The sequence below is a fragment of the Micromonospora sp. NPDC047793 genome, from assembly GCF_040642635.1.
Lineage (GTDB): Bacteria > Actinomycetota > Actinomycetes > Mycobacteriales > Micromonosporaceae > Micromonospora.
Map to the genome: position 1 here is coordinate 210,289 of NZ_JBEYSG010000007.1, position 24,469 is coordinate 234,757.

Below are 24,469 nucleotides of genomic sequence, written 5' to 3' on the forward strand. Positions count from 1 at the left end.
TGCGATCCGAGTCCCGGCGCCCATCCGTTGACAGCCTCCCGCCTCAACCCTACTGTGCATTCGTAGTCACAGCGTCTGACGTCACAGTAGGGCCTCAAGGACCGTCGGACAAGGGCCCGGAACCACCCGACGAGGGGAGCCCGACCAGCGTGAGCGCCGCAGCGAGTACCTCGACCCGCGTACCCCGCCGACTGGCCGATCTCGACACCCCCGCGCCACTGGTGGAGGTCCCCCGGCTCGACGCCAACCTGCGTCGGGGCGCCGAGATCGCCGACCGGGACGGGCTGGCGCTGCGTCCGCACGCCAAGACCCACAAGACCGTGGAGATAGCCCGCCGGCAGCTCGCCACCGGGGCCACCGGACTCACCGTGTCCAAGCTGGACGAACTCGACGCGCTGCGTCCGGCCGGCGCGGCCGACTACCTGCTCGCCTACCCGGTGGTCACCGCCGTGAAGGCGGACCGCCTGGTGGCGCTCTCGACGACCACCCCGGCGCGGATGCTCGTCGGGCTGGACAGCCCGGCCGGCGCCGAGGTGCTCAGCGGTGCCGCCATCCGCGCCGGCGTCGAGATCGAGGTGCTGATCGAGGTCGACAGCGGCCTCGGGCGCTGCGGCGTGGCGCCGGACGACGCCGCCGACCTGGCGGACCTGGTCACCGGTCGGCCCGGCCTGCGGATCGCCGGGGTGTTCACCCACGCCGGCCACGCCTACGCCGCCCGCGACGCCGCCCACCTGGCCCGGACCGCCCAGTCCGAGGCCGACGCCGTCCGGCGGGCCGCCGCCGCGCTCCGCGCCGCGGGCACCACCTGCGAGGTGGTCAGCGTCGGCTCGACCCCGACGTTCCTCACCGCCGCAGACCGCCGTGGCGTCACCGAGACCCGACCCGGCAACTACGCGCTGCTCGACCGCACCCAGGTCGCCCTCGGCGTGGCCACCCTCGACCAGTGCGCGCTCTCCGTCCTCTGCACCGTGGTCAGCACCGGCCCGGGACGCGCCGTGGTCGACGCCGGCTCCAAGGTCTTCGGCCTCGATCGCGGCGCGCACGGCGTCAGCGTGCTCGACGGCTACGGCGAGGACCCGGACCGGGGCGCGGTGCTGTCCTGGCTCTCCGAGGAACACGGTGTCGTCGACGACCCGTCCGGGCGGTTCCGCGTCGGCGACCGCCTGCGCTTCGTGCCCAACCACGCCTGCGTCGCCGCCAACCTCACCCGCCACCTGTATTTCGTCGACGGTGACACGGTGCTGGAGACCGTCGCCGTGGCCGCCTCCGGCGGTGGCCGATGACCGGCGGCCCGGACCTGCTGCTGCGCGGCGGCACCGTCGTCGACGGGACCGGCGGTCCGCCCACGGTCACCGACGTCCGGATCAGTGCCGGCCGGATCGACGGGCTCGGCCCCACCGGCCGGGTCCGCGACGCCGTCGAGGTCGACTGCCGTGGCCTGCACGTGCTGCCCGGTGCCGTCGACGCGCACTCGCACGCCGACTTCACCCTGCCGACCACGCCGCACGCCGCCGGGCTGCTGCGTCAGGGAGTCACCACCGTCGTCACCGGCAACTGCGGCTTCTCGCCCTTCCCGGTGCGCCACCCCGACGCCCCACCGGCCAGCGGCGGGTTCCTCAACCCCATCCTGCCGCACGGCTGGCCGGACCTGGCCGCCTACCGCACCGCGCTCACCGCCGCCGGAATCCGGGTCAACGTCGCGCCGATGATCGGCCACGGCTCGGTACGGGCGGCCACCGCCCGGGCCGACGGGGACACCGGGGCGCACCGGGCACGTGTCCGCCACGCGATCACCCGGGCACTGGCCCAGGGCGCGGTCGGGGTCAGCCTCGGGCTGGCGTACCCCGACGGCCGTGCGGCGGACCGGACCGAACTCACCGACGTGGCGACGCTGGCCGCCACGACCGGCGCGGTGCTCGCGGTGCACCTGCGCGACGAACGGTCCGGCTGCGTCGCCGCCGTCGACGAGATCCTCGACCTGGCCGCGCGCAGCGGCGTGGCCACCCAGATCTCGCACCTCAAGGCGATGGGACGGGCGAACTGGGGATCCACCCGCACCACCCTGGCGCACATCGACCGGGCCCGCGCCGCAGGCGTCGACGTCACCGTCGACATGTACCCGTACACGGTCGGCGCGACGACGCTGACCGCCGCGCTGCCCGACTGGGCCGACACCGGCGGCGCCGAGGCGATCCGTCGGCTGGTCCGCGACCCCGCCGGCCGGGCCCGGTTGCTGACCGAACTCGCCGCCGGAGGCGGCTACGTCGGCCTCGACGAGGTCGTCGTCTCGCACGCCTCGCCCCGGTGGCGGCCGGTGATCGGACGCCCGCTGCCGCAGGCCGCCGCCGCGCTCGCCGTCACCCCCGGCGAACTGCTGCTCGACATCCTGGCCGACGACGCCGCCGGGGCCACCATGCTGGTCGACGCGATGACCGCCGACGACGTCGACCGGGTCCTCACCCACCCCGCCGCGATGGTCGGCTCCGACGGATGGGTCATCGACCCCACGCCGGGCGCGCATCCGCGCAACTTCGCCACCTTCGTGCGGACGCTGCGCGCCGCCGCCGACCGACCCGAGCGACTGGCCGACGCGGTCCGCCGACAGAGCGCCGCCGTCGCCGACCGGTTCGGGCTGGTCGGGCGGGGCCGGGTCGTCCCCGGGCACTGGGCCGACCTGGTCGTGGTGGACCTCGCCGCGCTGCACGACGGCGGCGACGACCCGACCGTACGGCCCGACGGCGTGCGGCAGGTCCTCGTCAACGGGATCGCCGGGTACGGCGAACTCCTTCCCACCACACCACGACCGGCGGGGCGGGTGCTGCGCCGCGCCGCCGACGGCAGGAGGCCACGATGACCGTCAACCCGCTGTCCAGTCCGGTGACCGGGGAACACCTCGGCGAATGGTCGGAGGTCGGCCCGGCCGGCGTCGACGCCGCCGTACGCACCGCCTCGGCGGCACTGCCCCGGATGGCCGCGCTGTCCCGCTGGCAGCGGTGTGACCTGCTGATCGCGACCGCCCGTGCGCTGAGGGCCCGCCGGGACCGGGTCGTCGCCGATCTCCTGGTGGAGCACGGCAAGGTCCGGGCCGAGGCGGAGGCGGAGGTGGACACCGCCATCCACGCGCTGGAGAGCACCGCCGAGTACGCCCGCCGCCTCGACGACGGCACGCCGACCATGTCCGACCCGGCCAAACGCGTCTTCGTCGACCGGATCCCGCTCGGGGTGATCGGCGTGATCACTCCCTGGAACTTCCCGGTCAACATCCCGCTGGAGTACCTCGGGCCCGCGCTGGCGATGGGCAACACGGTGGTCTGGAAGGGGGCCGAGAGCACCCTGCGCAGCAGCGCCCACGTGCTCGCCGCGATCGTCGAGGCGGGCTGGCCCGACGGCGCGGTCACCCTGGTCGAGGGCGGACCGCAGACCGGTGCGGCACTCGCCGCCCACCAGGGCCTGGCGGCCGTCGGGTTCACCGGCAGCAGCACGGTCGGGCACCGTATCGCCGCGACCGGTGGGATGCGTCGGCTGCTGCTCGAACTCGGCGGCAACGGCCCCACCGTGGTCTTCGACGACGCCGACCCGTACCAGGTGGCCGAGGCCGTCGTCACCGCCGCCACGTTCTGTTCCGGGCAGAGCTGCGCGGCCACCGAGCGGGTCCTGGTCCAACAGGGCCGCTACCGGCAGGTACTCGACGCCGTCGCGGCGGTGGCCGCCGAGCGTCGGGTCGGCGCACCGGAGGACACCGACGCGGCCTTCGGCCCACTGCACCTGGCGCAGACCGGTGCCACCATGCGCGAGCACCTCGCCGACGCCACCGACCGGGGAGCCCGGCTGGTGGTCGGCGGCGAGCCGCTGACCGACGCCCCCACCGACCGGTACTGGCCGTTGAGCGTGCTCGACCGGGTGGACCCGGCGTCACTGGTGTTCACCGAGGAGACCTTCGGCCCGGTCGTCCCGCTCACCCCGTTCCGCGACGAGGAGGCGCTCGCCGATCTGGTCGCCGCCGGCGGGTACGGGCTCAACGGCGCGGTCTTCACCGCCGACCTGGACCGGGCGTTCCGGGTGGCGCAGTCACTGCCGTGCGGCAGCGTCGTGGTCAACGACCACTCCAACGTCTGGGAGACGCACCTGCCGTTCGGCGGCCACCCCGGACGCGGCAGCGGCATCGGCCGGGTCGGTGCGCCGTACGCGCTGCTGGAGTTCTCCACCGTGCGCAGCACCATCCTGCACCTGGGGAGAGCGGGCCGTGGCTGACCCGTCGACGACCGGGCCGCAGCCGGACGGCACCGACACGCCCGTGCCGGCCGACCTCGTGCTGCGCCACGGGCGCGTGGTCACCCTCGACCCGCGCCGCCGCATCCTCACCGACGGCACGATCGTCGTGCACGCCGGCCGGATCCGCTGGGTCGGCCCCGACCGGCTCCGTCCGGCGACCACCGGGCCGGAACGGGACCTGGCCGGCGCCGTGGTCCACCCGGGCCTGGTCGACGCGCACGTGCACACCGGCACCGAGACGGTCCGGGGCCTCGCGCCCAAGGGCGCCGAGAGCTGGGAGACCGTGGAGGAGGTGGCCTACCTCGGCAAGACCCCGTACGACGAGGAGTTGGCCGCCACCCTGAGCGCGATGGACATGGTGTCCAGCGGCACCACGCTGTTCGCCGACACCGGCGGCTCGGTGCACCTGGACGCCACCGCGCGGGGGATCGCGGCGGTGGGGATGCGCGGCATCCCCGGCCACATCCTCTGCGACGTGCCGCAGGACGGTGTGCTGGTCGAGGTGGCGACCGACACCGACACCTGCCTGGCCCGGCTCCGGGACCAGCTCGACCGGTACCCGTGGCGGCCCGACGCGCGGGTCCGCGCCGCGGTGACCCTGGTCGGCATGGGCCTGGACAGCGACGCGCTGTTGACCGCCGCCGCCGGTCTGGCCGAGGAGTACGACGTACCGCTGATCATGCACCAGTCGTGGGACCGGGCCGAGGTGGACGCCAGCCTCGCCGGGTGCGGCGTCCGGCCCGTGACCCGGCTGCGCGACCTCGGTCTGCTCGGCGCGCGCACCACCCTCGTGCACATGATCCAGACCGACGACGCCGAGCGGGACCTGGTCCGGGAGACCGGCACCCGGGTCGTGCACTGCCCGTCGGCGTCGCTGCGGCGGGCCAAGGGGGCGCTGCGCGACGGGCGGTTCCCGGAGATGGTCGCCGACGGCGTCACGGTCGCGCTCGGCTCGGACGGCCTGTCCGGCCCGCGTGACCTGTTCCGTCAGGCATACCTCGCGGCGACGGTCTTCCGGGAACTGCGCGACGAACTGCCCACGCTCACCGCCGAGCAGGTGCTGGAGATGTCCACCCTGCACGGTGCCCGCGCACTCGGCATGTCCGACGAGGTCGGCTCGATCGAGGTGGGCAAACGCGCGGACCTGGTGGTCCACGCCACCGACCGGCCCCAGTCCCTGCCGGCCTTCGACGACCCCGTCGACTGGCTGGTCTTCTATGCCGGGGCCCGCACCGTCGACACCGTCCTGGTCGACGGCGAGATCCTCTACGACCGTGGACGGTTCACCCGGATCGACACCGACGAGGTACTCGCCGCCGTCGCCGACCAGGCCCGCCGACACGAACGCGCCATCGGCCCGGACCGCTTCGCCCGCTGGCCGCTGATCCGCTGACCGCCGCCCGGTCCGTCCCCTCACCACCGACCACCGGCCACGCTGGGAGTTGCCATGCCTCCGTCCACCCCGACCGCCGTCGCACCCCGTGAGCCGGCCGAGCCCGGGTACGCCGACCTCGACGAGATTCAGCGCCGGGTGCTGTGGCTCGCCGTCCGGATGGTCGACGCCGCGAACCGGGAACGACCCAACCTCGACGGGGTGAAGGTCGGCGGCCACCAGGCGTCCAGCGCCTCGCTGGTCTCGGCGATGACCGCGCTCTGGTTCGCCCACCTCGGGCCGGACGACCGGGTGGCGGTCAAGCCGCACGCCGCGCCGGTCTTCCACGCGATCCAGTATCTGCTCGGCGACCTGGACCGCGCGTACCTCACCCGGCTGCGTAGCCGGGGCGGCCTCCAGTCGTACCCGTCCCGGACCAAGGACCCGGACCGGGTCGACTTCTCCACCGGCTCGGTCGGGCTCGGCGCCGCCGCACCGTTGTTCGCCGCCGCCACCCGCCGGTACGTCGACGCGCACTTCGGGCCCCGCCCCCGGTCCCGCTTCGTGGCCATCCTGGGCGACGCCGAACTCGACGAGGGCAATATCTGGGAGGCCGTGGCGGACCCGGCCACCCAGGGGCTCGGCGACGTGATGTGGCTCGTCGACTTCAACCGGCAGTCCCTGGACCGGGTGGTCCCCGGGGTCCGGATCGACCAGTGGCGTGGCCAGTTCGAGGCGGCGGGCTGGCACGTGCTGGAGGTGAAGTACGGCCGGCGGCTCCAGGCGGCGTTCGCCCGCCCCGGCGGTCACCACCTGCGCGCCTGGCTGGACCGGATGCCCAACGAGCAGTACCAGTCGATGTTCGGCCTCACCGGCCGGACCCTGCGCGACCGGCTGACCGAGGGGGCACCGGCCGAACTCGGTGACGTCCTCGCCGACGTGGCCGACGAGGACCTCGCGACGTTGGTGCGCGACCTCGGCGGCCACGACGTCGAGGCGCTGCTGTCCGCGTACGCGCAGTGCGACGCGGTCACCGACCGGCCCAGCGTGGTGTTCGCGTACACGGTCAAGGGCTGGGGTCTGCCCACCGCCGGTGATCCGCGCAACCACTCCAGCCTGCTGACCGGCGCGCAGATCGACGAGTTGCGGGCACAGCTCGGCCTCACCGCCCAGACCGAGTGGGACCGCCTCGACCCGGGAACCGCTGCCGGGGCCCTGGCCGCCGGACGCGCCGAGCTGTTGCGCCGACCCGCCGCCGCCCCCGCACCGCCGATCGCCCTGCCGGCGCAGACCGGAGTCGGCACCCGCCGGCCGATCGCCACCCAGGAGGCGTTCGGTCGCATCCTGACCGACCTCGCCCGGATCGACACCGTGGCCCCGTACCTGGTCACCACCGCGCCGGACGTGGCCACCTCGACCAACCTGGCCGGGTTCATCAACCGCACCGGCGTGTTCGCCCCGACCGCGCGGCGGAGCTGGACCGAGGACGGCATCCTGCGCTGGAGCGAGGGGCCCACCGGGCAGCACGTCGAACTCGGCATCTCCGAGATGAACCTCTTCCTGCTGCTGGGCCAACTCGGTCTCGCCGAGCACTTGTCCGGCCAGCGCCTGCTGCCGGTGGGCACGGTCTACGACCCGTTCGTCCTGCGTGGACTGGACGCCTTCGTCTACGGCGCCTACTCCGGATCGCGGTTCGTGGTGGCCGGCACCCCGTCCGGGGTCTCGCTCGCCGCCGAGGGCGGGGCGCACCAGTCCACCATCACCCCCTCGGTCGGCCTGGAACTGCCGAACGTCACCTTCGTCGAGCCCGCCTACGCGGGCGCGCTCGACTGGCTGCTCTGCGACGCGCTGCACCGCGTCGGCGCGGCGGCGCAGCCGACCGGTGACGGCGGGACCGACGCGTCCGGCGACGGGGAGGGCAGCTACTACTTCCGGCTTACCACCCGACCGATCGACCAGCAGCCGTACGAGGCCGCCCGGCAGCGCATCGGCGACGTGGCGCTGCGTCGGCAGGTGCTCGACGGCGCGTACCGCCTGGTCGACGCGTACCTGGAGTATCCGCACCTGCGCGGCGACGGGCTCGCGCCGGCACCGCTGGTGCACCTGGTCGGTTCCGGGGCGGTGCTGCCCGAGGTGCTCGCGGCCGCCGCGGAACTCGCCGAGGAGGGGATCGCCGCACACGTGGTCGACGTGACGAGCCTGGACCGGCTGTACCGGAGTTGGCAGCGGTCGTTGCGCCGGTCGGTGCGGACCGCCACCCTGCCGGAGTTGCCGGGTGCGTTGCACTGCGCGTTCGGCACCCGGGCGCCGGTGGTCACCGTCCACGACGCGGCGTCGCACGCGATGTCCTGGATCGGTTCGGCGCTCGGGGTGCCGGCGGTGCCGTTGGGGGTCGACCGGTTCGGCGAGTCCGGCACGGTGGCCGACCTCTACGAACTGCACGACCTGATGCCGGGGAGCATCGTCAACGCCGCGCTGACCGCGCTGGCGCTCGGAGGCGGTCAGGGTCGGTAGCGCCCGCCGGTGCCGGCCGTCGTCCGGAAACCTCCTGGAAGTTACGACGGCAGGGGCCCGGCGTGTCCGCGGCGACACCGATAGTTGCGGTGGCTATCGTCCGAGGTGACGCGCTCGCGGCGCCGCTGAACAGGATCAACATCGCGGTGCTCGGTTGTTCCGGTCGGTCGCTGATGTCGGGAGTGTTTCCGGAAGTTGTTGACGTGTCCAGGGAAGTCGGCCAATACTGTTGCCCATCGACGCGGCTCAATCGTCGTCGAGGTCGCCACCAGTTCCGCCGGTCACCCTGCGGCACGACCGGTACCCCACCACCACCGAACGCGATACGCGCCGACCGTCGACGGCGGTCGCCCGGGCCGCCGAGAGGCGGTCGGCGCGTACGCACCGCTGGCCTCCGGCCAGCCGTCCCGAGGAGGAAGCATGCCCGACGGCCTCGTCCCACCGAGACGCCGCAGAAGCGGTCGCCTCCGGTCGCTCATCGGCGCGGCCTGCGCCGTGGCGCTGGTCACGACCGGCACCGTGGCGATCGCGACGGGTCCCGCCCACGCCCAGACCGTGACGTCCAACCAGGAGGGGAACCACAACGGTTACTTCTTCTCCTTCTGGAAGGACAGCGGCAACGTCTCCATGACGATGGGGAACGGCGGTCAGTACAGCACCCAGTGGAGCAACGTCAACAACTTCGTCGCCGGCAAGGGCTGGAACCCGGGTACGCGGCGCAACGTCACCTACTCGGGCACCTTCAGCCCGAACGGCAACTCGTACCTGACCCTGTACGGCTGGACCCGTAGCCCGCTGGTCGAGTACTACATCGTGGACAGTTGGGGCAGCTGGCGTCCGCCGGGCGCCAACTCCATGGGCACGATCAACACCGACGGCGGTACGTACGACATCTACCGCACCCAGCGGGTCAACCAGCCGTCGATCGACGGTACGCAGACCTTCTACCAGTACTGGAGCGTCCGGACGTCGAAGCGGGTGGGCGGCACCATCACCACCGGCAACCACTTCGACGCGTGGGCCGCGCGGGGCATGAACCTGGGCAACCACTACTACCAGATCATGGCCACCGAGGGGTACCAGAGCAGCGGTAGCTCCAACATCACGGTGAACAGTGGGGGCACCACCAACCCCACCACCCCGCCGCCCGGCAGCGGCGGCTGCTCGGTCAGCGTGAGTCGGGCCGAGGACTGGAGCGACCGGTTCAACGTGAACTTCTCGGTCAGCGGCAGCAACAACTGGACCGTCTCCATCCGGACCAACGGCGGCCAGAGCGTGCAAAACAGCTGGAACGCGTCGATCAGCGGCTCCAGCGGCACCCTCACCGCCCGGCCGAACGGCAACGGCAACAACTTCGGCGTCACGCTCTACAAGAACGGCAACAACACCACGCCGACCGCGAGTTGCTCCGCGAGTTGACGTGATCGACCGTGACGGGGTGTCGGCCATTGGCCGGCACCCCGTCCGTCGTCGTGCCTCGCTGCCCGGTTGTGGGGTGAGTTGACCCGCGCCAAGTTTCCTCAGGTCAGGGGCTTGACGGCGTGATCGACCGGCCCTATGTTCAGTGATGTCCACAGACTAATGCGGACATCACTGAACAAGCGACGAGGAGCGGGCGTGGCGACGACGCAGGAACTGAACCCCGCCGCGATCAGGGCACTCACCCGACAGGTCTCGCCCGCCGAGGCCGAGGCGCTGCACGAGCAGATCTCGCAACTGATGCGGCAGCGCATCGAGTCGGGGGAGTGGCCGGAACACCTGAAGCTCCCCGCCGAGCCCGAGCTGGCCGCCGCGTTGAACGTCTCGCGGGGCACGGTCCGCCGGGCCATCCGTACGCTGATCGAGGCCGGCCTGCTCAAACAGACCCGGGGCAAGGGCACCTTCGTCCGGGGCCAGATGCTGGAGCAGGAGTTCGCCCAGGAGCTGATCTCCACCGCGCAGAGCCTGGACCGGGAGGGCGTCGAGTACCACACGCAGGTGCTCTCCGCCCGTGTCGTGCAGGCCCCCTCGCACATCGCCGCCCACCTCGGCCTGCGTGCCGACGACCTCAGCGTGTTGGCCATCCGCCGGACCCGATCGGTCGGCGGCGAGGTGGTCTACCTGCTCGACAACTACCTGCCCACCGCCCTGTGCCCGGACCTGTCACCGCAGGTCCTCCAGGAACGGTCGCTGTTCGGAGTGCTCGAACACGACTACGGCGTGACCGTCGACTCGGTCCGGCGTACCTTCTCCGCGATACTTCCCGACGACGACGTCAGCACCGCGATGGCGCTGCGTCCCGGGGTGCCCGTCCTCTACCTCGAGCAGATCTCCTACCAGGCCAACGGAGACTCCGTCGAGTACTCCGACGTCTGGGTACGCGGCGACCGCGTACGGATCTCCTCCTGGATCAAACGGTAGGACGGCCGCCCCACCCTCGTCCTTCCCCCAACACCACACCCCACCCCCACCCGTGCCGACGGTGGTTCGCCACCGCCGTCGTCGCACGCTGCCCTGAGGAGACATCATGCGCAACGAGGCTCCCTTCCGGCTGTCCAGGCGCGGCCTGCTGACCGGCGTGCTCGGGATCGGCGGCGCCGTGGCGCTCAGCGCCTGCGCCGGCCGCGAGGGCGACACCGGCACCGCGGACGTCGCGGCGGCGGCCGACACGTTCGACGGCTCCGGCATGACCTGGGACCGCTTCAAGGGCGAGACGCTCAACCTCCTGCTCTGCGAGCACTGGTGGACCTCCGCGGTCAGCAAGCGGTTCGCCGAGTTCGAGGCGCTGACCGGTATGACGCTCAAGGCCAACACGCTCTCCGAGGACAGCTACTACCAGCAGGCCCTGGTGGCACTCTCCTCCGGCGCCACCACCTACGACGCCCTGATGGTCGGCAACCTGCAGGCCGGGCAGTACATGAACGCGGGCTGGCTGGAACCGCTGGACGCGTACTTCGGCGGCGGCGACCTGGTCAACACCGGCTGGTTCGACCCGAACGACTTCTTCGAGCCGGCCCGCCGGGCCAGCAGCCTCAACGGTGAGCTGATGGCGTTGCCGCTCTCCGCCGAGGCGGGCGTGGTGATCTATCGCAAGGACCTGGCGTCGCAGGCCGGGATCACCGGCTTCCCCACTCAGGAGAGCCTGGTCGACGCCAGTCAGAAGCTCTCCGCGACCATGGAGCGGCCGTTCGCCGGGCGCGGTCGACGCGGTCTCGACATCGTCTGGACCTGGACGAACTACTTCCTCACCCAGGGCGGCGAGTTCTACGCCGGCAACACCCCGGCGGTGGACAGCCCCGAGGCGGTCGCGGCGACCGAACTGTACGTGCAGCAGCTGCTCAGCCGGTACGGCCCGAAGGGCGCGTCCAACATGAGCTGGCTGGAGGCCACCGGCTCGGTCAACGAGGGCCGGGCGGGTCTCTACACCGACGCCAGCGGGCTGCTGTCGGTCGTACTGGACAAGAGCAGCAGCCAGCACACCGACCAGATCGCGGTGTCCCGCTGGCCCGGCAGCGCCGCCGCCCCGGCCGCCCCGAACTACTGGTACTGGATGGCCGGCATCCCGAAGGCGTCGCGCAAGAAGGAGCAGGCGGCGCTCTTCTACGCCTGGGCGATGAGCAAGGAGACCGCCACCGCGGTCAGCGCCGAGTCGGGCAGCCCGTCGGCCCGCGAGTCGGTCTGGTCTAACAAGGACTTCCTCTCCTTCTACCCGGGCGACATGTCGCAGGAGATCGTCGCCAACCTCCAGGCCGTCCAGCCGGAGCGGGTGCCGTACGCGCGGCCGACCTTCCCGAGCGAGGCCGACGCGCTCTCCCTCGAACTGATCAAGGTGCTGGTGGACGGGAAGGACCCGAAGCGGGCCATGTCGGACGCGGCGGCCGCGATGGCCCGGGCCGGCCGATGACGTCTCGCCCCACCACCGTGGACGACTGCCGGAGCAGTCCAGGCCGAACGAGGTTGTGATGTCCGCAGATCGAACAGCCGTGCTCGCGCGGCAGGCCGCCGACCCGACGCCGCCGACGCGTCCGGGTCGCACCGGCGGCCCGCCGCGCCGCCCCCGCGAGGACCGGGGCCGGCGACTCTTCCTCGTCGGCATGCTCGCGCCGATGACCGTGCTGCTGCTCGCGTTCACGCTCTACCCGTTCGTGTCGGTGCTGGTCGGGTCGTTGCGACGCAACGACCTGACCCGCCCGGACGAGCAGGGGTTCGCCGGCCTGGCCAACTTCGCCGACGCGCTCTCCGAGCCCGGTCTGCTGCGCGCGGTGCTGCTCACCGTCGGCATGGTGGTGGTCGCCGTGGTCGCCGAGTTCGCCCTGGGTACGCTCGCGGCCTCGCTGCTCTGGCGGCCACTGCGCGGCAGCCGGCTCTACCTGGCCCTGCTGGTGCTGCCCTTCGGCGCCACGCCGGTGGCGGCGTACCTCTCCTGGCGGTTGATGCTCAACCCGGACGGCGGGCAGATCAACGCCACCCTGGGCGCGCTCGGCCTGCCGACACCGGGCTGGACGTCCGAGCCGATGCTGGCCGTGGTGGCCCTCGTGGTGGTCGACATCTGGCAGTGGGCGCCGTTCATCACGCTGGTCATGCTCGCCGGGCTCAAGTCGCTGCCGGACGAGACCTTCGAGGCGGGCGCCCTGGACGGCGCGAACGCCGTGCAGCGGCTGGTCCGCATCGCGTTGCCGATGCTCAAGCCGCTGGTGGCCTTCGTCGTGACGATCCGCGCGATCGACGCGATCCGCACCTTCGACTCGATCTGGATCATCACCGGGGGAGGACCGGGCGCGGCGACCGAGACGCTCGTCGTCCGCATCTACCGGACCGCCTTCAACGACCTGCACATCGGCGAGGCGTCCGCGCTCGGCCTGCTGCTGCTCGTCGTCCTCTTCATCCTCGGCAAGCGGTTCGCCGCGCCCGCGCTGCAACGGTTGGAGCACTAGTGCACGAGACGCGCAAAGGCCGGGTCCTGCGGACCGTGGCGATCTGGGGCCTCATCCTCTGGTCGGTCCTGCCGTTCGCGTTCATGCTCCGCGTCGGCTTCGCCGCCCCCAGCGACATCCGTGGTGGGTCGCCGGACTGGCTGGCCCCGCTCTACATGTTCAACTTCGTCGACCTGTTCGGCGACGCGGACTTCATGTCGGCGATCGGCCGCTCGGTCCTGGTCGCCGTGGTGTCCTCGGCGATCGCCATCGCCGCCGCCACCCCGGCCGCGTACGCCTGCGCCCGGATGAAGTTCCGGGGCCGCGCCGACTTCGAGTTCTGGGTGCTGTCCACCCGGATGCTCCCCGCCGTCGTCGTGGTCATCCCGTACTTCGTGCTGTTCCGCCAGCTCGGCGGCATCGACACGGTCTGGGCGCTGACCGTGATGCACACGGTGGTCAACCTCGCGGTGACGTTCTTCCTGCTGCGCAGCTTCTTCGCCGACCTGCCGGCCGCGGTCTTCGAGGCCGCCGACCTGGACGGCTGCTCGGAGACCCGCAAGTTCGTCAGCGTGGCGTGGCCGATGGTGCGCAACGGCGTCGCCGCGGCGGCGGTGTTGAACTTCATCTTCTCCTGGAACGAGTTCGTCTTCGCGTTGACCCTGGCCAGCGGCGAGGCGAAGACCGTCTCGGTGGCGATGCTCGGGTTCATGCAGTTCCAGTCGGTGGCGATCGGCCCGATGATGGCCGCCGGCACGCTGGCTGTGCTGCCCGTCGCCATCGTGCTCTTCCTGTCGCAGAAGCAGCTCGTCACCGGCATGAGCTTCGGGGCGGTCAAGGGATGACCGACGTCGTGTGTGTGGTCGACGCCGGCACGACCGGGATCCGTTGCGCCCTGGTCGACGAGCGGGGCGAGGTGCACGGCCAACACAGCCGGGAGTTGGCCGTCGACCACCCGCAGCCGGGCCGGGCGGAACAGTCCCTGTCGGCGATGTGGGAGGTGACCGTCGGGGAGCTGCGTGCCATGCGGGCCGTGGCCGCACAGGCCGGGCACCGGGTGGTCGCGCTGACCCTGTCCACCCAGCGGGCCTCCGTCGCCGGACTCGACGCCGACCTGCGCCCGGTCACCCCGCTGGTGCTCTGGATGGACCAGCGGGGCGCGAGCGAGCTGGACGCCCTGCGGGCGGCCGTCGACCCGGACACCTACAGCCGGGTGTCGGGGATGCCGCTGAGCACCATGCCGGCCCTGGCCACCCTCGTCTGGCTGCGGACCCACGCCCCCGAGGCGTACGCCGCGTCGTCCTCCTTCGTCGGTGTCCAGGAATGGCTGCTGGCGCGACTGACCGGCGGCCGACCGCAGGTCGACCGCAGTTGCGCCTCCTGGTACGGCCTGCTGGACCTGCACGCCGGGCAGTGGAGCGACGACCTGCTCACGGCGTTCGACCTCGACGGTGCCCGCCTGCCCGAGCTGCGCGCGGCCACCGACGTCGCCGGTGCCCTGCGCGACGAGGTGGCCGACGCCACCGGCCTGCCGCGCGGGCTGCCCGTGTACGTGGGCGGCGGCGACCAGCAGTGCTCGGCGGCCGGTGGCGGCGGGGTCCGTCCCGGCGCCGCCACCGTCAACCTCGGCACCTCGGCGACGATGGTCTTCCCGGCCGCCGTCGGTGACGTCGTCGACCCCGCCGGGTTCGTCCGCGCCGCCCACGTCGTCGAGAACTGCGTCTCGGTCGAGGGCACCATCCCGGCCTGCGGGTCGGCACTGCGCTGGCTGCGGACTCTGCTGCGCTACGGCGACGACGACACGGCGTACGAGCGGATGTCGGCCGACGCCCGGCAGGTCGAACCCGGCGCACGCGGTCTGCTCTTCGCGCCCACCATGGCCGGCGTCGGCACCCCGCACTGGACGGCGGCCGGCGGCCGGATCGACGGCCTCGACTTCACCCACGGACCGGGCGCCCTGGTCCGGGCCACCATGGAGGGAATCGCCCTCCAGGTCCGCGACGTGCTGCGGCACCTGCCGACGGACCTGGCCGGACCGACGTTGACCGCGATCGGCGGCGGTGCCCGCTCGGAGGTCTTCGGCCAGATCCTGGCCGACGTCACCGGCCGCGCCATCGAGGTCCCGGCCGGCGATCCGCAGGCCGCACCGCTGCGCGGCGCCGCCCTCTCCGCCTGGGTGGGCCTCGGCCGGTACCCGGATCTGGCGCACGCCGCCGGTTCCCCCGCCGCCGCCCGCCGCCACCTGCCCGATCCCACCACCGTCCCTGTCTACGACGCCCTGTACAGCCGGTACCTCGACGTGACGGACCTGGCTGCGGCGTGACACGCACCATTCGAGGAGAACGCGAGATGGAAGCCCACCCCACGGAAGAACCGTCGATGCGGGCGCTGATGCTGACCGGTGACCGCACCTCGGTCGTACGCCGGGTGCCGCGCCCGGTGCCGGCCCCCGACGAGGTACTGGTACGCGTGACGTCGTCGGCGGTCTGCGGCAGCGACCTGCCGCACTACCGCAAGCCGGCGGCCGAACTCGACAACCGCCTGCACACCGTGCCCGGCCACGAGGCGGTGGGCGTGATCGCCGCAGCCGCCGCCTCCGGCGCCGGACCGGCCGAGGGCACCCGGGTCATCGTCTACCAGCACTCGGGCTGCGACGAGTGCGTCTTCTGTCGCAGCGGCGAGCCGATGTTCTGCGCCGACCGGCGGACGCTCGGCAACCACCGGGGCGGCGCCGACGCGGAGTACGTCACCGCTCCGACGACCGGCGTCCTGCCGGTACCCGACGACGTCAGCGACGGACTGGCGACGCTGATCGCCTGCAACTTCGGCACCGCGTACTCGGCGGTCCGCAAGTCCGGGGTCGGCGTCGGCGACCGGGTCGCCGTCTTCGGCCTCGGGCCGGTCGGTTGCAGCGTGGTGGCCCTCGCGGTGGCCGCCGGTGCCGAGGTCTACGCGGTCGACCCCATCGAGGGGCGGCGGGACCTGGCCAAGACGCTGGGGGCGGTGGTCGTCGACCCGCTCGGACAGGACCCCGTCGCGACCGTCGCGGCGGTCACCGAGGGCCGTGGACCGGAGATCGTCTTCGAGTGCTCCGCGAACCCGACCGCGCAGGCGCAGGTGATGAAGCTGGCCCGGCCGCACGGCACGGTGGTGCTGCTGGGCGCGAACAACAGCATGGAGATCGACCCCGGCGTGGACGTCATCCGCAAGGAACTGCGGGTGCTCGGTAGCTGGGTCTTCACCCAGCCGGAGTTCCCGGCCGTGCTCCGGGCCGCCCGTGGCCTGCCCGCGCTGGCGCACCTGCTCGCCCCGCCCTTCCCCGCCGACCAGGCGGCCGAGGCGCTGGCCGCGGCCGACGCCGGCCACGTCGGGAAGGTGTTGATCGACTGGTCGTGACCCGACCGAGCGGTGTGCCGCTCCCGTTCACCCGGTCCTTGACCATCCCCAGATCCGCCACTACGGCGGCCGAGGCGCGCGACGCCGGCCGCCGGGTGCCGCACGTCCGCACAAAGGAGATCCCCGCCATGACGTCCGCCACGACGGCCCTGCCGGCCGACCTGACCCCGGCCGCCCTCGCGCCGTACATCCAGCACACCCTGATCGAGGTGGGCACCACCCGGGAACGCATGATCACGCACGCCGAGGAGGCGCTCACCCACGGCTTCAACGCGGCGATGGTGCCGGGTTCCTGGGTGCCTGTCGTCGCCGAGGTGCTGCGCGGCACCGACGTGCAGGTGGCCTCCGCCCTGGACTTCCCGACCGTCGGCGTGACCACCAGCGCCGGCAAGGCGTTCGAGGCGGAGAGCCTGGTGCGCGCCGGTGCCGCACAGATCGACATCGGGGTGCAGATCGGCTGGCTCAAGAGCGGCATGTACGACGAGTTCCGCGAGGACATCGCCGGTGTCGTCCGCGCCTCCGGAGTGCCGGTCAAGGTGATGCTGGAACTGCCGCTGCTGACCGCGGCCGAGCGGGAGACCGCCATCGAACTCTCCATCGAGGCGGGTGCGGCGTACCTGAAGAACGCCAGCAGCGGCGCCGTCGAGGTCGCCAACCCGGAGAGCATCGGCTACCTGGTGTCCCGGGCCGCCGGCCGGAGCCGGGTCAAGGCGTCCGGCAGCATCAAGTCCTACCCGCAGGCCGTCGGGCTGCTGCGGGCCGGGGCCGAACTGCTCGGCACCAGCGCCGGCATCGCGATCGTCACCGACACCGCCACCGCCACGACGGTCAGCTACTGACCCGGTGGTGACGACGTGACCGCCCGGACGCGGGTCGGCGAGAGGCACCCTCGCGCCCGCGTCCGGGCCACGTCGCCCGTCGGCCCGGTCACGCCTCGCCGGCCGGATCCCGGCGCCGCAGCAGGTACGTGTCCATGATCCAGCCCTTGCGGCGGCGGGCCTCCCGGCGGGTCTCCACGATCCGCTCCGCCACCTCCGACAGCCGTCCGGCGACCAGGATCTCGTCGACGGTGCCCAGGTAGGCGCCCCAGAAGATGTCGAAGTCCTCGTCCAGGTAGTGGGTGAAGGAACAGTTCGCGTCCAGCATCACCACGATGTCGTCGACGTCCGAGGGCAGATGCTCGGCCAACCGGCGGCCGGTGGTCACCAGGAACGCCCGGCCCACCCGGTTGAGCCCGATGCGGTGCCGCGCGGCGAGCGTCGCCACGCTGCTGACGCCCGGGATCACGGTGTGCTCCACCGCGATCCGGCCGCGCGCCCGGATCTCCTCCACCACCGCCAGGGTGCTGTCGTAGAGCGCCGGATCGCCCCAGACCAGGAACGCGCCGCAGCCCCCGTCGGGCAGGTGCGCGGCGATGGCCTCCTCCAGCAGGTCGGCGCGGTCCCGTCGCCACTGGTCCACCGCCGAGACGTACCCGGCGGCGGTCCGGTCCCGGTCCGGGTCGCGTACCTCGACCACCCGATGCTCCGGCCGGGCGAAACGAGCCAGCAGCTCCTGCCGCAACGCGATCAGGTCGTGCTTCTCGGCACCCTTGTCCAGCAGGAAGAACACGTCGGCCCGGCGCATCGCCTCGGCTCCGGCGAGGGTGAGCTGACCCGGGTCGCCGGCCCCGATGCCGATCACCAGGATCGTCCGCGCGGCGCTCATGCCGTCGGCCCGTGCGGACGCTTGGCGCTACGGTCCCGGCCGGGGGAGTAGAGGTAACTGTCCGGAAAGGAGTCGGCGGCCAACGCGGCCCCGACGATGATCACCGCGGTCCGGCGGATGCCGTGCGCCTCCACCTGATCGGCGATGTCGGCCAGGGTGCCGCGCAGCACGATCTCGTCGGGACGGCTGGCGTTGGCGACCACGGCCACCGGACAGTCCGACCCGTAGTGCCCGACCAGCTCTCCGGCGATCTGCCGGGTCCGCGCCACCGCCAGGTGCAGGACCAGCGTGGCGCGGCTGCGGCCCAGCTCGGCCAGGGTCTCCCCGGGCGGCATCGGCGTCGACCGGGCCTGGGTACGGGTGAGGATCACCGTCTGCCCGACGGTCGGCACGGTCAGCTCCCGGCGCAACGTGGCCGCCGCCGCCGCGTACGACGGCACGCCCGGCACGATCTCGTACGGCACCCCGGCCGCGTCCAGCCTCCGGGTCTGCTCGGCGACGGCGCTGAACACGGCCGGGTCGCCGGAGCAGAGGCGGGCGACGTCGTGACCGTCGCGGTGCGCCTCGACCATCGCCGCCACGATCTCGTCCAACGTCAGCTCGGCGGTGTCCACCAGCCGGGCGTCCGGCGGGCAGGTGGCGAGCAGGTCGGCGGGGACCAGGCTGCCCGCGTACAGGCAGACCTGGGCGCGGGCCAGGACGCGTTGCCCGCGTACGGTGATCAGGTCGGCGGCGCCCGGTCCGGCGCCGATGAAGTGCACTGTCATGGCTTGCTCACCGCCCACTGCACCAGCGCGCGGGCCGGTTTCCACCCGGTGAAACCGCCCAGCGGCGTGGCGCGTTCGATCGACAACCGGGTCAGGTCCCCACCGTGCCGGGCCAGTTGGTCGGTGAGTTCGCGCTCGCCTTCGAGGGTGACCGCGTGGGCGACGAGCCGCCCGCCGGGACGCAGCGCGTCCCAGGCCGCGTCGAACACCCCCGGTGCGGTCAGCCCGCCGCCGACGAAGACCGCGTCGGGTGCGGGCAGGTCCGCGAGGGCCTGCGGCGCCCGGCCCCGGACCACCCGCAACCGGGGTACGCCGAGATTCCGGGCGTTGGCGACGATCCGGTCGGCGCGGTCGTCACGGCCCTCCACCGCCACCGCCGACGTGGAGGGATCGCTGCGCAGCCACTCGACCGCCACACTGCCGCTGCCGGCCCCGACGTCCCAGAGCAGGTCGTCGCCGGTGGGTGCGAGCCGGGACAGGGCCAACGCGCGGGCCTCCCGCTTGGTCAGGGCGCCGTCGTGCGCGAAGGCGTCGTCCGGCAGACCGGGCACGGTGGAGAGCACCCGCGTGCCGGCTACGGCGACGACCCGCACCGCGACCACGTTCAGCGGATCGCCGGGTGGGGCGGCCCAACCCTCGGCCCGGCCGTCGACCCGTTGCTCCGTGTCGGCGTCGAGCGCGCCCAGGACCGTCAGTTCGCTGTCGCCGTACCCGGCGTCGGTCAGCAGCCGGGCCAGCGCGGCGGGGGTGGCGGCATCGGTGCTGAGCACCAGCAGCAGTCGGCCCGGGGCGAGGTCGCGGCGGACCTCGTCCAGGTCACGGCCGACCGCGCTGCGGACGGTGACCCGCTCCACCGGCCAGCCCATCCGCGCGCACGCCAGCGTGATCGAGGAGGGATGGCCGACCACGCGCACCCGGTCGGCGCCGAGGAGCCGGACCAGGTGCGTGCCGATACCGAACCACATCGGGTCGCCGCTGGCCAGTACGCAGATCCGCCGGTCGGCGTGCGTCGCGAGCAGGTCGGGCAGGGCCGGCAGCAACGGCGTCGGCCAGGCGACCCGCTGCGCCGGTACGCTCTCCGGCAGCAGGTCCAGGTGCCGCCGGCCGCCCAGCACGACCTCTGCCTGCCGCACCGCGTCGCGTCCGCGCTCGCCGAGCCCCGCCCAGCCGTCCGCGCCGACGCCGACCACGGCGACCGGGGATGTCATGGACCTCACGCGGCGCAACGGTAGTCCAGCAATCCGCGACCCTGCCGCCCCGGGGGGTCGGTGTGACATCATCGGCGACGACGGCGCGGTGGGGAACACCGGTGAGCCGGCCCGAACGGGGTCGGCGAATCCGGGGCGGTCCCGCCACTGTGACCGGTCCGGCCCCGCGCCGGCCACCGGAAGCCAGACACTCGCTGCGTCGTGCCACGTCGGCCGCTGCGTCGGCGTGGTCGGTGACCGGCCGTGGGCGAGGACCCACGCGAGGTGAAAGGTGTGGCCGTGCGGTCGTACCCCTTCTCCGCCGTCGTCGGCATGGACGACATGGCGTTGGCGCTGAACCTGTGCGCGGTCTCCCCGGCGATCGGCGGTGTGCTGGTCCGAGGCGAGAAGGGCACCGCGAAGTCGACCGCCGTGCGGGCCCTGACCGCGTTCCTGCCCCCGGTCGACGTGGTGACCGACTGCCGCTTCTCCTGCGACCCGGCGGCACCCGACCCGGACTGCCCGGACGGGCCGCACCCGGCCGACCCACCGGCCCGTACGCGTCCGGCCCGGTTGGTGGAACTGCCGGTCGGTGCCGGTGAGGACCGCCTCCTCGGCGCGCTGCACCTGGAACGGGCACTGCGCGAGGGCGTCACCGCGTACGACCCGGGCCTGCTGGCCGCCGCCCACCGTGGCCTGCTCTATGTCGACGAGGTCAACCTGCTGCACGACCACCTGGTGGACGTGCTGCTCGACGCGGCGGCGATGGGGCGCGCCACCGTGGAGCGCGACGGCGTCTCGGTCACCCACGCGGCCCGGTTCGTGCTGGTGGGCACCATGAATCCCGAGGAGGGGGAGCTGCGCCCGCAGCTGCTGGACCGCTTCGGTCTGACCGTCGAGGTCGCCGCCAGCCGGGACCCGCAGGTGCGGGCCGAGGTGATGCGCCGACGGCTCGCGTACGAGGCCGACCCGGACGGTTTCGCCGCCCGCTACGCCGACGCCGACGCGGCGCTGGGCGCACAGGTCGCCCGCGCCCGGACCCTGCTGCCGACGGTCCGTCTCGACGACGCGACGGTGACCCGCATCGCCGCCCTCTGCGCCGCCGCCGAGGTCGACGGGATGCGCGCCGACCTGGTCATCGCGCGGACCGCCATCGCCCACGCGGCGTGGTGCGGGCGCACCGAGGTGAGCGTCGGTGACGTCCGGGTCGCCGCCCGGCTGGCCCTGCCGCACCGCCGCCGCCGCAACCCCTTCGACCCGCCGCAGCAGGACGCCGCCGACCTCGACCGGGCGCTGCACGACGCCGGGCTGGACGAGCCCGGGCCGCCCGAGGAGGAGCCGGATCCGCCCACGGACGGCCCCCCGGGCCCGGACGACCCGGACGGCCCGCCCGACGGCGGCGGCCCGGGCGACCTCGAGGGCGATTCCGCCGACGACCGCCCGTACCGCTCCCGCCCGGACACCCCGCCCGCCCCGGGCGCCGAGGGGGAGCGGACGGTCCCCGCACCGGTGCCGGCCGGCGCGCCCTACCGGGCCCGGTTGTTACAGGTCCCCGGCAGCGGCCTCGGCGTCGCCGGCCGCCGCTCGCCGGCCCGCACCACCACCGGCCGCACCGTCGGCGCCCGACGTCCCGACGGGGCGACGACCGGACGGCCCCACCTGGTGGCCACCCTGCACGCCGCCGCCCCGCACCAACGGGCCCGGGGCCGACAGGGTCCCGGCATCCTGGTCCGTCCCGGCGACGTGCGGTTGCCGGTGCGGCAGGGCCGCGAGGGCAACCTGATCCTGTTCTGCCTGGATGCCTCCGGCTCGATGGGCGCCCGCCAACGGGTCGGCGCGGTCAAGGCGGCGGTGCTCTCCCTGCTGCTCGACGCCTACCAGCGCCGGGACAAGGTCGGCCTGGTGACGTTCCGCGCCACCGACGCCGAGGTGGCGTTGCCGCCGACCGCCAGCGTGGAGGTGGCCGCCGCCCGGCTGGCCACGCTGCCGACCGGAGGCCGCACCCCGTTGGCCGAGGGGCTGCTGCGCGCCCGCGAGGTGCTACGGGTGGAACGGATCCGCGATCCGCGACGGCGTCCGCTGCTGGTGCTGGTCACCGACGGGCGCGCCACCACCGGCCCGGACGCGGTGGGTCGGGCCCGGCAGGCGGCCCGCCTGCTCGCCGCCGCCGGCACCAGCACCGTGGTCGTCGACTGCGAGCAGGGCCGGGTACGTATGCGACTCGCCGCCGACCTGGCCACCACGCTCGGCGGTCAGTACCTGCCGCTGGAGGGGGTCGCCGCCGACGCGCTCACCGACGCGGTACGCGCCCACACCGCCGTCCGCACCGAGAGGGGTGCCGCCTGATGCCACAGGGCCAACCGGTCACCGTGCCGGACGACGGGCTGACCACCCGGCAACGCCGCAACCGGCCGCTGCTGATGGTCCACACCGGACCGTCGAAGGGCAAGTCCACCGCCGCCTTCGGGCTCGCCCTGCGGGGCTGGAACCAGGGCTGGTCGATCGCGGTGTTCCAGTTCGTCAAGAGCGCCAAGTGGACCGTCGGCGAGGAACACGCACTACGCGCCCTCGGCACGCTGCACGAGCAGACCGGCCAGGGTGGCCCGGTCTCCTGGTACAAGATGGGCGCCGGCTGGAGCTGGAGCCGGACCCAGGGCACCGAGAGCGACCATGCGGCGCAGGCCGCGGAGGGCTGGGCGGAGATCAAGCGCCGGCTCGCCACGTCCGCCCACGACCTGTACGTGCTCGACGAGTTCACCTACCCGATGAAGTGGGGGTGGGTGGACGTCGACGAGGTGGTGGAGACGCTGCGGCAGCGCCCCGGTCACCAGCACGTGGTGGTGACCGGGCGGGACGCCGATCCCCGGCTGGTGGACGCGGCGGACCTGGTCACCGAGATGACCAAGATCAAGCATCCGATGGACTCCGGTCAGAAGGGGCAGCGGGGCATCGAATGGTGACCCTCCCGCCCCGGCTGATCGTCGCCGCTCCGGCCTCGGGGCAGGGCAAGACGACGGTGGCCACCGGCCTGATGGCGGCCCTGCGGCGGCGCGGCCTGACCGTCAGCGGCCACAAGGTCGGCCCGGACTACATCGACCCCGGCTACCACGAGCTGGCCACCGGCCGCCGGGGCCGCAACCTCGACCCGTTCCTCCAGGGCGAGCAGCGGATCCTGCCGCTGCTGCGGCACGGCGCCACCGTCGGGGCCCCCGCCGACATCGCGATCGTCGAGGGCGTGATGGGCCTGCTCGACGGCGCGGTCGGTCGGGCCGGGTACGCCTCCACCGCCCACGTGGCGCGGCTGACCCGTACCCCGGTGCTGCTCGTGGTGGACGTCTCCGGTGCCTCGCGCAGCATCGCCGCGCTGGTGCACGGCTTCGCCACGTTCGACCCGCAGCTCACCGTCGCCGGGGTGGTCCTCAACAAGGTCGGCTCGGTGACCCACGAGGCGGAGATCCGCGACGCGCTGGCCGTCACCGGCGTGCCGGTGCTGGGGGCGCTGGGCCGGGACGCGACCCTGGACACCCCGAGCCGGCACCTCGGCCTGGTGCCGGTCGCCGAGCGGGCCGCCGCCGCCGCGCGTACCGTCGACGCGCTCGCCGCCCACGTCGCCGCCGGTGTCGACCTCGACCAGGTCGTCGCGGTGGCCCGCCGGGCACCCGCGCTGCCCGGCCCGGCCTGGGACCCGGTGGCCGAACTGTCCGGTCTCACCGTGGAGGGGACCGTCGCGGTCGCGTCCGGGCCGGCGTTCACCTTCCGGTACGCCGAGACCGACGAACTGCTCACCGCCGCCGGCCTCCGGCTGGCCCCGGTCGACCCGCTGCACGACCCGACGCTGCCCGAGCAGACCACCGGGTTGTACCTCGGCGGCGGCTTCCCCGAGGTGTACGCCGCCGGACTGACCGAGAACGCACCCCTGCGTCGGGAGGTGGCCGACGCCGCGGCGCGCGGCGTCCCGACGGTCGCCGAGTGCGCCGGCCTGCTCTACCTGGCCCGCGACCTCGACGGCGCGCCGATGACCGGGGTCCTGCCGGTACGCGCCCGGATGACCGACCGGCTGACGCTGGGCTACCGGGACGCGCGGGCCACCACGGAGAGCGTGCTCGCCGACGCCGACCAGGCGGTCACCGGCCACGAGTTCCACCGGACCCGTGTCGACGCCGATCCCGACAGCACGCCCGCCTGGCGGTTCCGGCCCCGCCCGTCCGCCGCGCACGGCACCGCCGCGCCGGTGCCCGACGGTGTCGTGGCCGGCACCGTGCACGCCTCCTACCTGCACGTGCACTGGGCCGGATACCCGAGCCTGGCGGCCCGCTTCGCCACCGCCGTCCACCGGCACACCACCGGAGCGGCACCCCGTAC

General features: G+C 73.5%; 18 protein-coding genes and 1 pseudogene. 16 read left to right on the forward strand and 3 right to left on the reverse strand.

Going from position 1 to position 24,469, the window contains the following annotated elements:
• Positions 1–149 precede the first annotated feature (149 nt).
• The 13 genes from ABZ738_RS16885 to deoC all read left to right on the forward strand — a co-directional run bounded on the left by ABZ738_RS16885 (position 150) and on the right by deoC (position 17,285).
• Positions 150–1,283, forward strand: a complete 1,134-nt coding sequence (locus ABZ738_RS16885) for an alanine racemase (protein WP_176093778.1) — start codon at positions 150–152, stop codon at positions 1,281–1,283.
• Positions 1,280–2,854, forward strand: coding sequence for an amidohydrolase family protein (locus tag ABZ738_RS16890; RefSeq protein WP_176093779.1), 1,575 nt, complete (start codon positions 1,280–1,282; stop codon positions 2,852–2,854). Before ABZ738_RS16885 ends, ABZ738_RS16890 begins: the two co-directional genes overlap by 4 nt.
• Entirely contained in the window at positions 2,851–4,251 is a 1,401-nt protein-coding gene (locus ABZ738_RS16895; RefSeq protein ID WP_176093780.1) for an aldehyde dehydrogenase family protein, read from the forward strand. The genes ABZ738_RS16890 and ABZ738_RS16895 overlap by 4 nt, the downstream gene beginning before the upstream one ends.
• Entirely contained in the window at positions 4,244–5,665 is a 1,422-nt protein-coding gene (locus ABZ738_RS16900) for an amidohydrolase family protein (RefSeq protein ID WP_161594985.1), read from the forward strand. Before ABZ738_RS16895 ends, ABZ738_RS16900 begins: the two co-directional genes overlap by 8 nt.
• A 159-nt stretch (positions 5,666–5,824) precedes the next feature.
• Positions 5,825–8,158: a transketolase C-terminal domain-containing protein gene (locus ABZ738_RS16905; protein WP_236145810.1), complete on the forward strand. Its 2,334-nt coding sequence runs from the start codon at positions 5,825–5,827 to the stop codon at positions 8,156–8,158.
• A 420-nt stretch (positions 8,159–8,578) separates the two neighbouring features.
• Entirely contained in the window at positions 8,579–9,577 is a 999-nt protein-coding gene (locus ABZ738_RS16910) for a glycoside hydrolase family 11 protein (protein WP_131054036.1), read from the forward strand.
• A gap of 198 nt (positions 9,578–9,775) precedes the next feature.
• A complete protein-coding gene (locus ABZ738_RS16915; protein ID WP_161594984.1) occupies positions 9,776–10,558 on the forward strand; it encodes a GntR family transcriptional regulator in 783 nt (260 codons plus the stop codon).
• 106 nt (positions 10,559–10,664) lie between these two features.
• Positions 10,665–12,041: an extracellular solute-binding protein gene (locus tag ABZ738_RS16920; protein WP_357214168.1), complete on the forward strand. Its 1,377-nt coding sequence runs from the start codon at positions 10,665–10,667 to the stop codon at positions 12,039–12,041.
• 58 nt (positions 12,042–12,099) lie between these two features.
• Positions 12,100–13,071: a sugar ABC transporter permease gene (locus tag ABZ738_RS16925; RefSeq protein ID WP_176093783.1), complete on the forward strand. Its 972-nt coding sequence runs from the start codon at positions 12,100–12,102 to the stop codon at positions 13,069–13,071.
• Positions 13,071–13,895, forward strand: a complete 825-nt coding sequence (locus tag ABZ738_RS16930; protein WP_357214173.1) for a carbohydrate ABC transporter permease — start codon at positions 13,071–13,073, stop codon at positions 13,893–13,895. Before ABZ738_RS16925 ends, ABZ738_RS16930 begins: the two co-directional genes overlap by 1 nt.
• Positions 13,892–15,373, forward strand: a complete 1,482-nt coding sequence (locus tag ABZ738_RS16935) for an FGGY family carbohydrate kinase (RefSeq protein ID WP_357214176.1) — start codon at positions 13,892–13,894, stop codon at positions 15,371–15,373. The genes ABZ738_RS16930 and ABZ738_RS16935 overlap by 4 nt, the downstream gene beginning before the upstream one ends.
• Positions 15,374–15,399: 26 nt before the next feature.
• Positions 15,400–16,446 carry a zinc-binding dehydrogenase gene (locus ABZ738_RS16940; RefSeq protein WP_357214179.1) on the forward strand — a complete coding sequence of 349 codons (1,047 nt, stop codon included), beginning with the start codon at positions 15,400–15,402 and terminating at the stop codon, positions 16,444–16,446.
• Positions 16,447–16,574: 128 nt separating this feature from the next.
• Positions 16,575–17,285, forward strand: a complete 711-nt coding sequence (deoC, locus tag ABZ738_RS16945; protein ID WP_357214182.1) for a deoxyribose-phosphate aldolase — start codon at positions 16,575–16,577, stop codon at positions 17,283–17,285.
• An 88-nt stretch (positions 17,286–17,373) separates the two neighbouring features.
• Here deoC and cobF read toward each other — a convergent pair whose 3' ends face one another.
• From cobF to cbiE, 3 genes are read right to left on the reverse strand one after another with little or no spacing between them, the layout of a single operon-like run.
• Complete coding sequence (cobF, locus tag ABZ738_RS16950) at positions 17,374–18,153, reverse strand: precorrin-6A synthase (deacetylating) (RefSeq protein WP_357214185.1); 780 nt, start codon at positions 18,151–18,153, stop codon at positions 17,374–17,376.
• A complete protein-coding gene (gene cobM / locus ABZ738_RS16955) occupies positions 18,150–18,920 on the reverse strand; it encodes a precorrin-4 C(11)-methyltransferase (protein ID WP_131054543.1) in 771 nt (256 codons plus the stop codon). Before cobM ends, cobF begins: the two co-directional genes overlap by 4 nt.
• Positions 18,917–20,128, reverse strand: coding sequence for a precorrin-6y C5,15-methyltransferase (decarboxylating) subunit CbiE (gene cbiE / locus ABZ738_RS16960; protein WP_131054544.1), 1,212 nt, complete (start codon positions 20,126–20,128; stop codon positions 18,917–18,919). Before cbiE ends, cobM begins: the two co-directional genes overlap by 4 nt.
• A gap of 312 nt (positions 20,129–20,440) precedes the next feature.
• Between cbiE and ABZ738_RS16965 the strand changes: the two genes are divergently transcribed.
• From ABZ738_RS16965 to ABZ738_RS16975, 3 genes and pseudogenes are all read left to right on the forward strand, one after another.
• Positions 20,441–22,453 carry a magnesium chelatase subunit D family protein gene (locus ABZ738_RS16965; protein ID WP_357214339.1) on the forward strand — a complete coding sequence of 671 codons (2,013 nt, stop codon included), beginning with the start codon at positions 20,441–20,443 and terminating at the stop codon, positions 22,451–22,453.
• Positions 22,453–23,067, forward strand: a complete 615-nt coding sequence (gene cobO, locus ABZ738_RS16970) for a cob(I)yrinic acid a,c-diamide adenosyltransferase (protein WP_357214188.1) — start codon at positions 22,453–22,455, stop codon at positions 23,065–23,067. The genes ABZ738_RS16965 and cobO overlap by 1 nt, the downstream gene beginning before the upstream one ends.
• Positions 23,061–24,422 (forward strand): annotated as a pseudogene (locus tag ABZ738_RS16975) (cobyrinate a,c-diamide synthase); the annotation flags it as partial. The gene cobO and the pseudogene ABZ738_RS16975, both read left to right, overlap by 7 nt.
• Between the last annotated feature and the right edge of the window lie 47 nt (positions 24,423–24,469).

Coding starts and splice junctions, on each gene's coding strand:
- ABZ738_RS16890 (WP_176093779.1), top strand. CDS start 1,280: ATGACCGGCGGCCCGGACCTGCTGCTGCGCGGCGGCACCGTCGTCGAC.
- ABZ738_RS16895 (WP_176093780.1), top strand. CDS start 2,851: ATGACCGTCAACCCGCTGTCCAGTCCGGTGACCGGGGAACACCTCGGC.
- ABZ738_RS16905 (WP_236145810.1), top strand. CDS start 5,825: ATGGTCGACGCCGCGAACCGGGAACGACCCAACCTCGACGGGGTGAAG.
- ABZ738_RS16910 (WP_131054036.1), top strand. CDS start 8,579: ATGCCCGACGGCCTCGTCCCACCGAGACGCCGCAGAAGCGGTCGCCTC.
- ABZ738_RS16920 (WP_357214168.1), top strand. CDS start 10,665: ATGCGCAACGAGGCTCCCTTCCGGCTGTCCAGGCGCGGCCTGCTGACC.
- ABZ738_RS16925 (WP_176093783.1), top strand. CDS start 12,100: ATGTCCGCAGATCGAACAGCCGTGCTCGCGCGGCAGGCCGCCGACCCG.
- ABZ738_RS16935 (WP_357214176.1), top strand. CDS start 13,892: ATGACCGACGTCGTGTGTGTGGTCGACGCCGGCACGACCGGGATCCGT.
- ABZ738_RS16940 (WP_357214179.1), top strand. CDS start 15,400: ATGGAAGCCCACCCCACGGAAGAACCGTCGATGCGGGCGCTGATGCTG.
- deoC (WP_357214182.1), top strand. CDS start 16,575: ATGACGTCCGCCACGACGGCCCTGCCGGCCGACCTGACCCCGGCCGCC.
- cobF (WP_357214185.1), bottom strand. CDS start 18,153: ATGAGCGCCGCGCGGACGATCCTGGTGATCGGCATCGGGGCCGGCGAC.
- cobM (WP_131054543.1), bottom strand. CDS start 18,920: ATGACAGTGCACTTCATCGGCGCCGGACCGGGCGCCGCCGACCTGATC.
- cbiE (WP_131054544.1), bottom strand. CDS start 20,128: ATGACATCCCCGGTCGCCGTGGTCGGCGTCGGCGCGGACGGCTGGGCG.
- ABZ738_RS16965 (WP_357214339.1), top strand. CDS start 20,441: ATGGACGACATGGCGTTGGCGCTGAACCTGTGCGCGGTCTCCCCGGCG.
- cobO (WP_357214188.1), top strand. CDS start 22,453: ATGCCACAGGGCCAACCGGTCACCGTGCCGGACGACGGGCTGACCACC.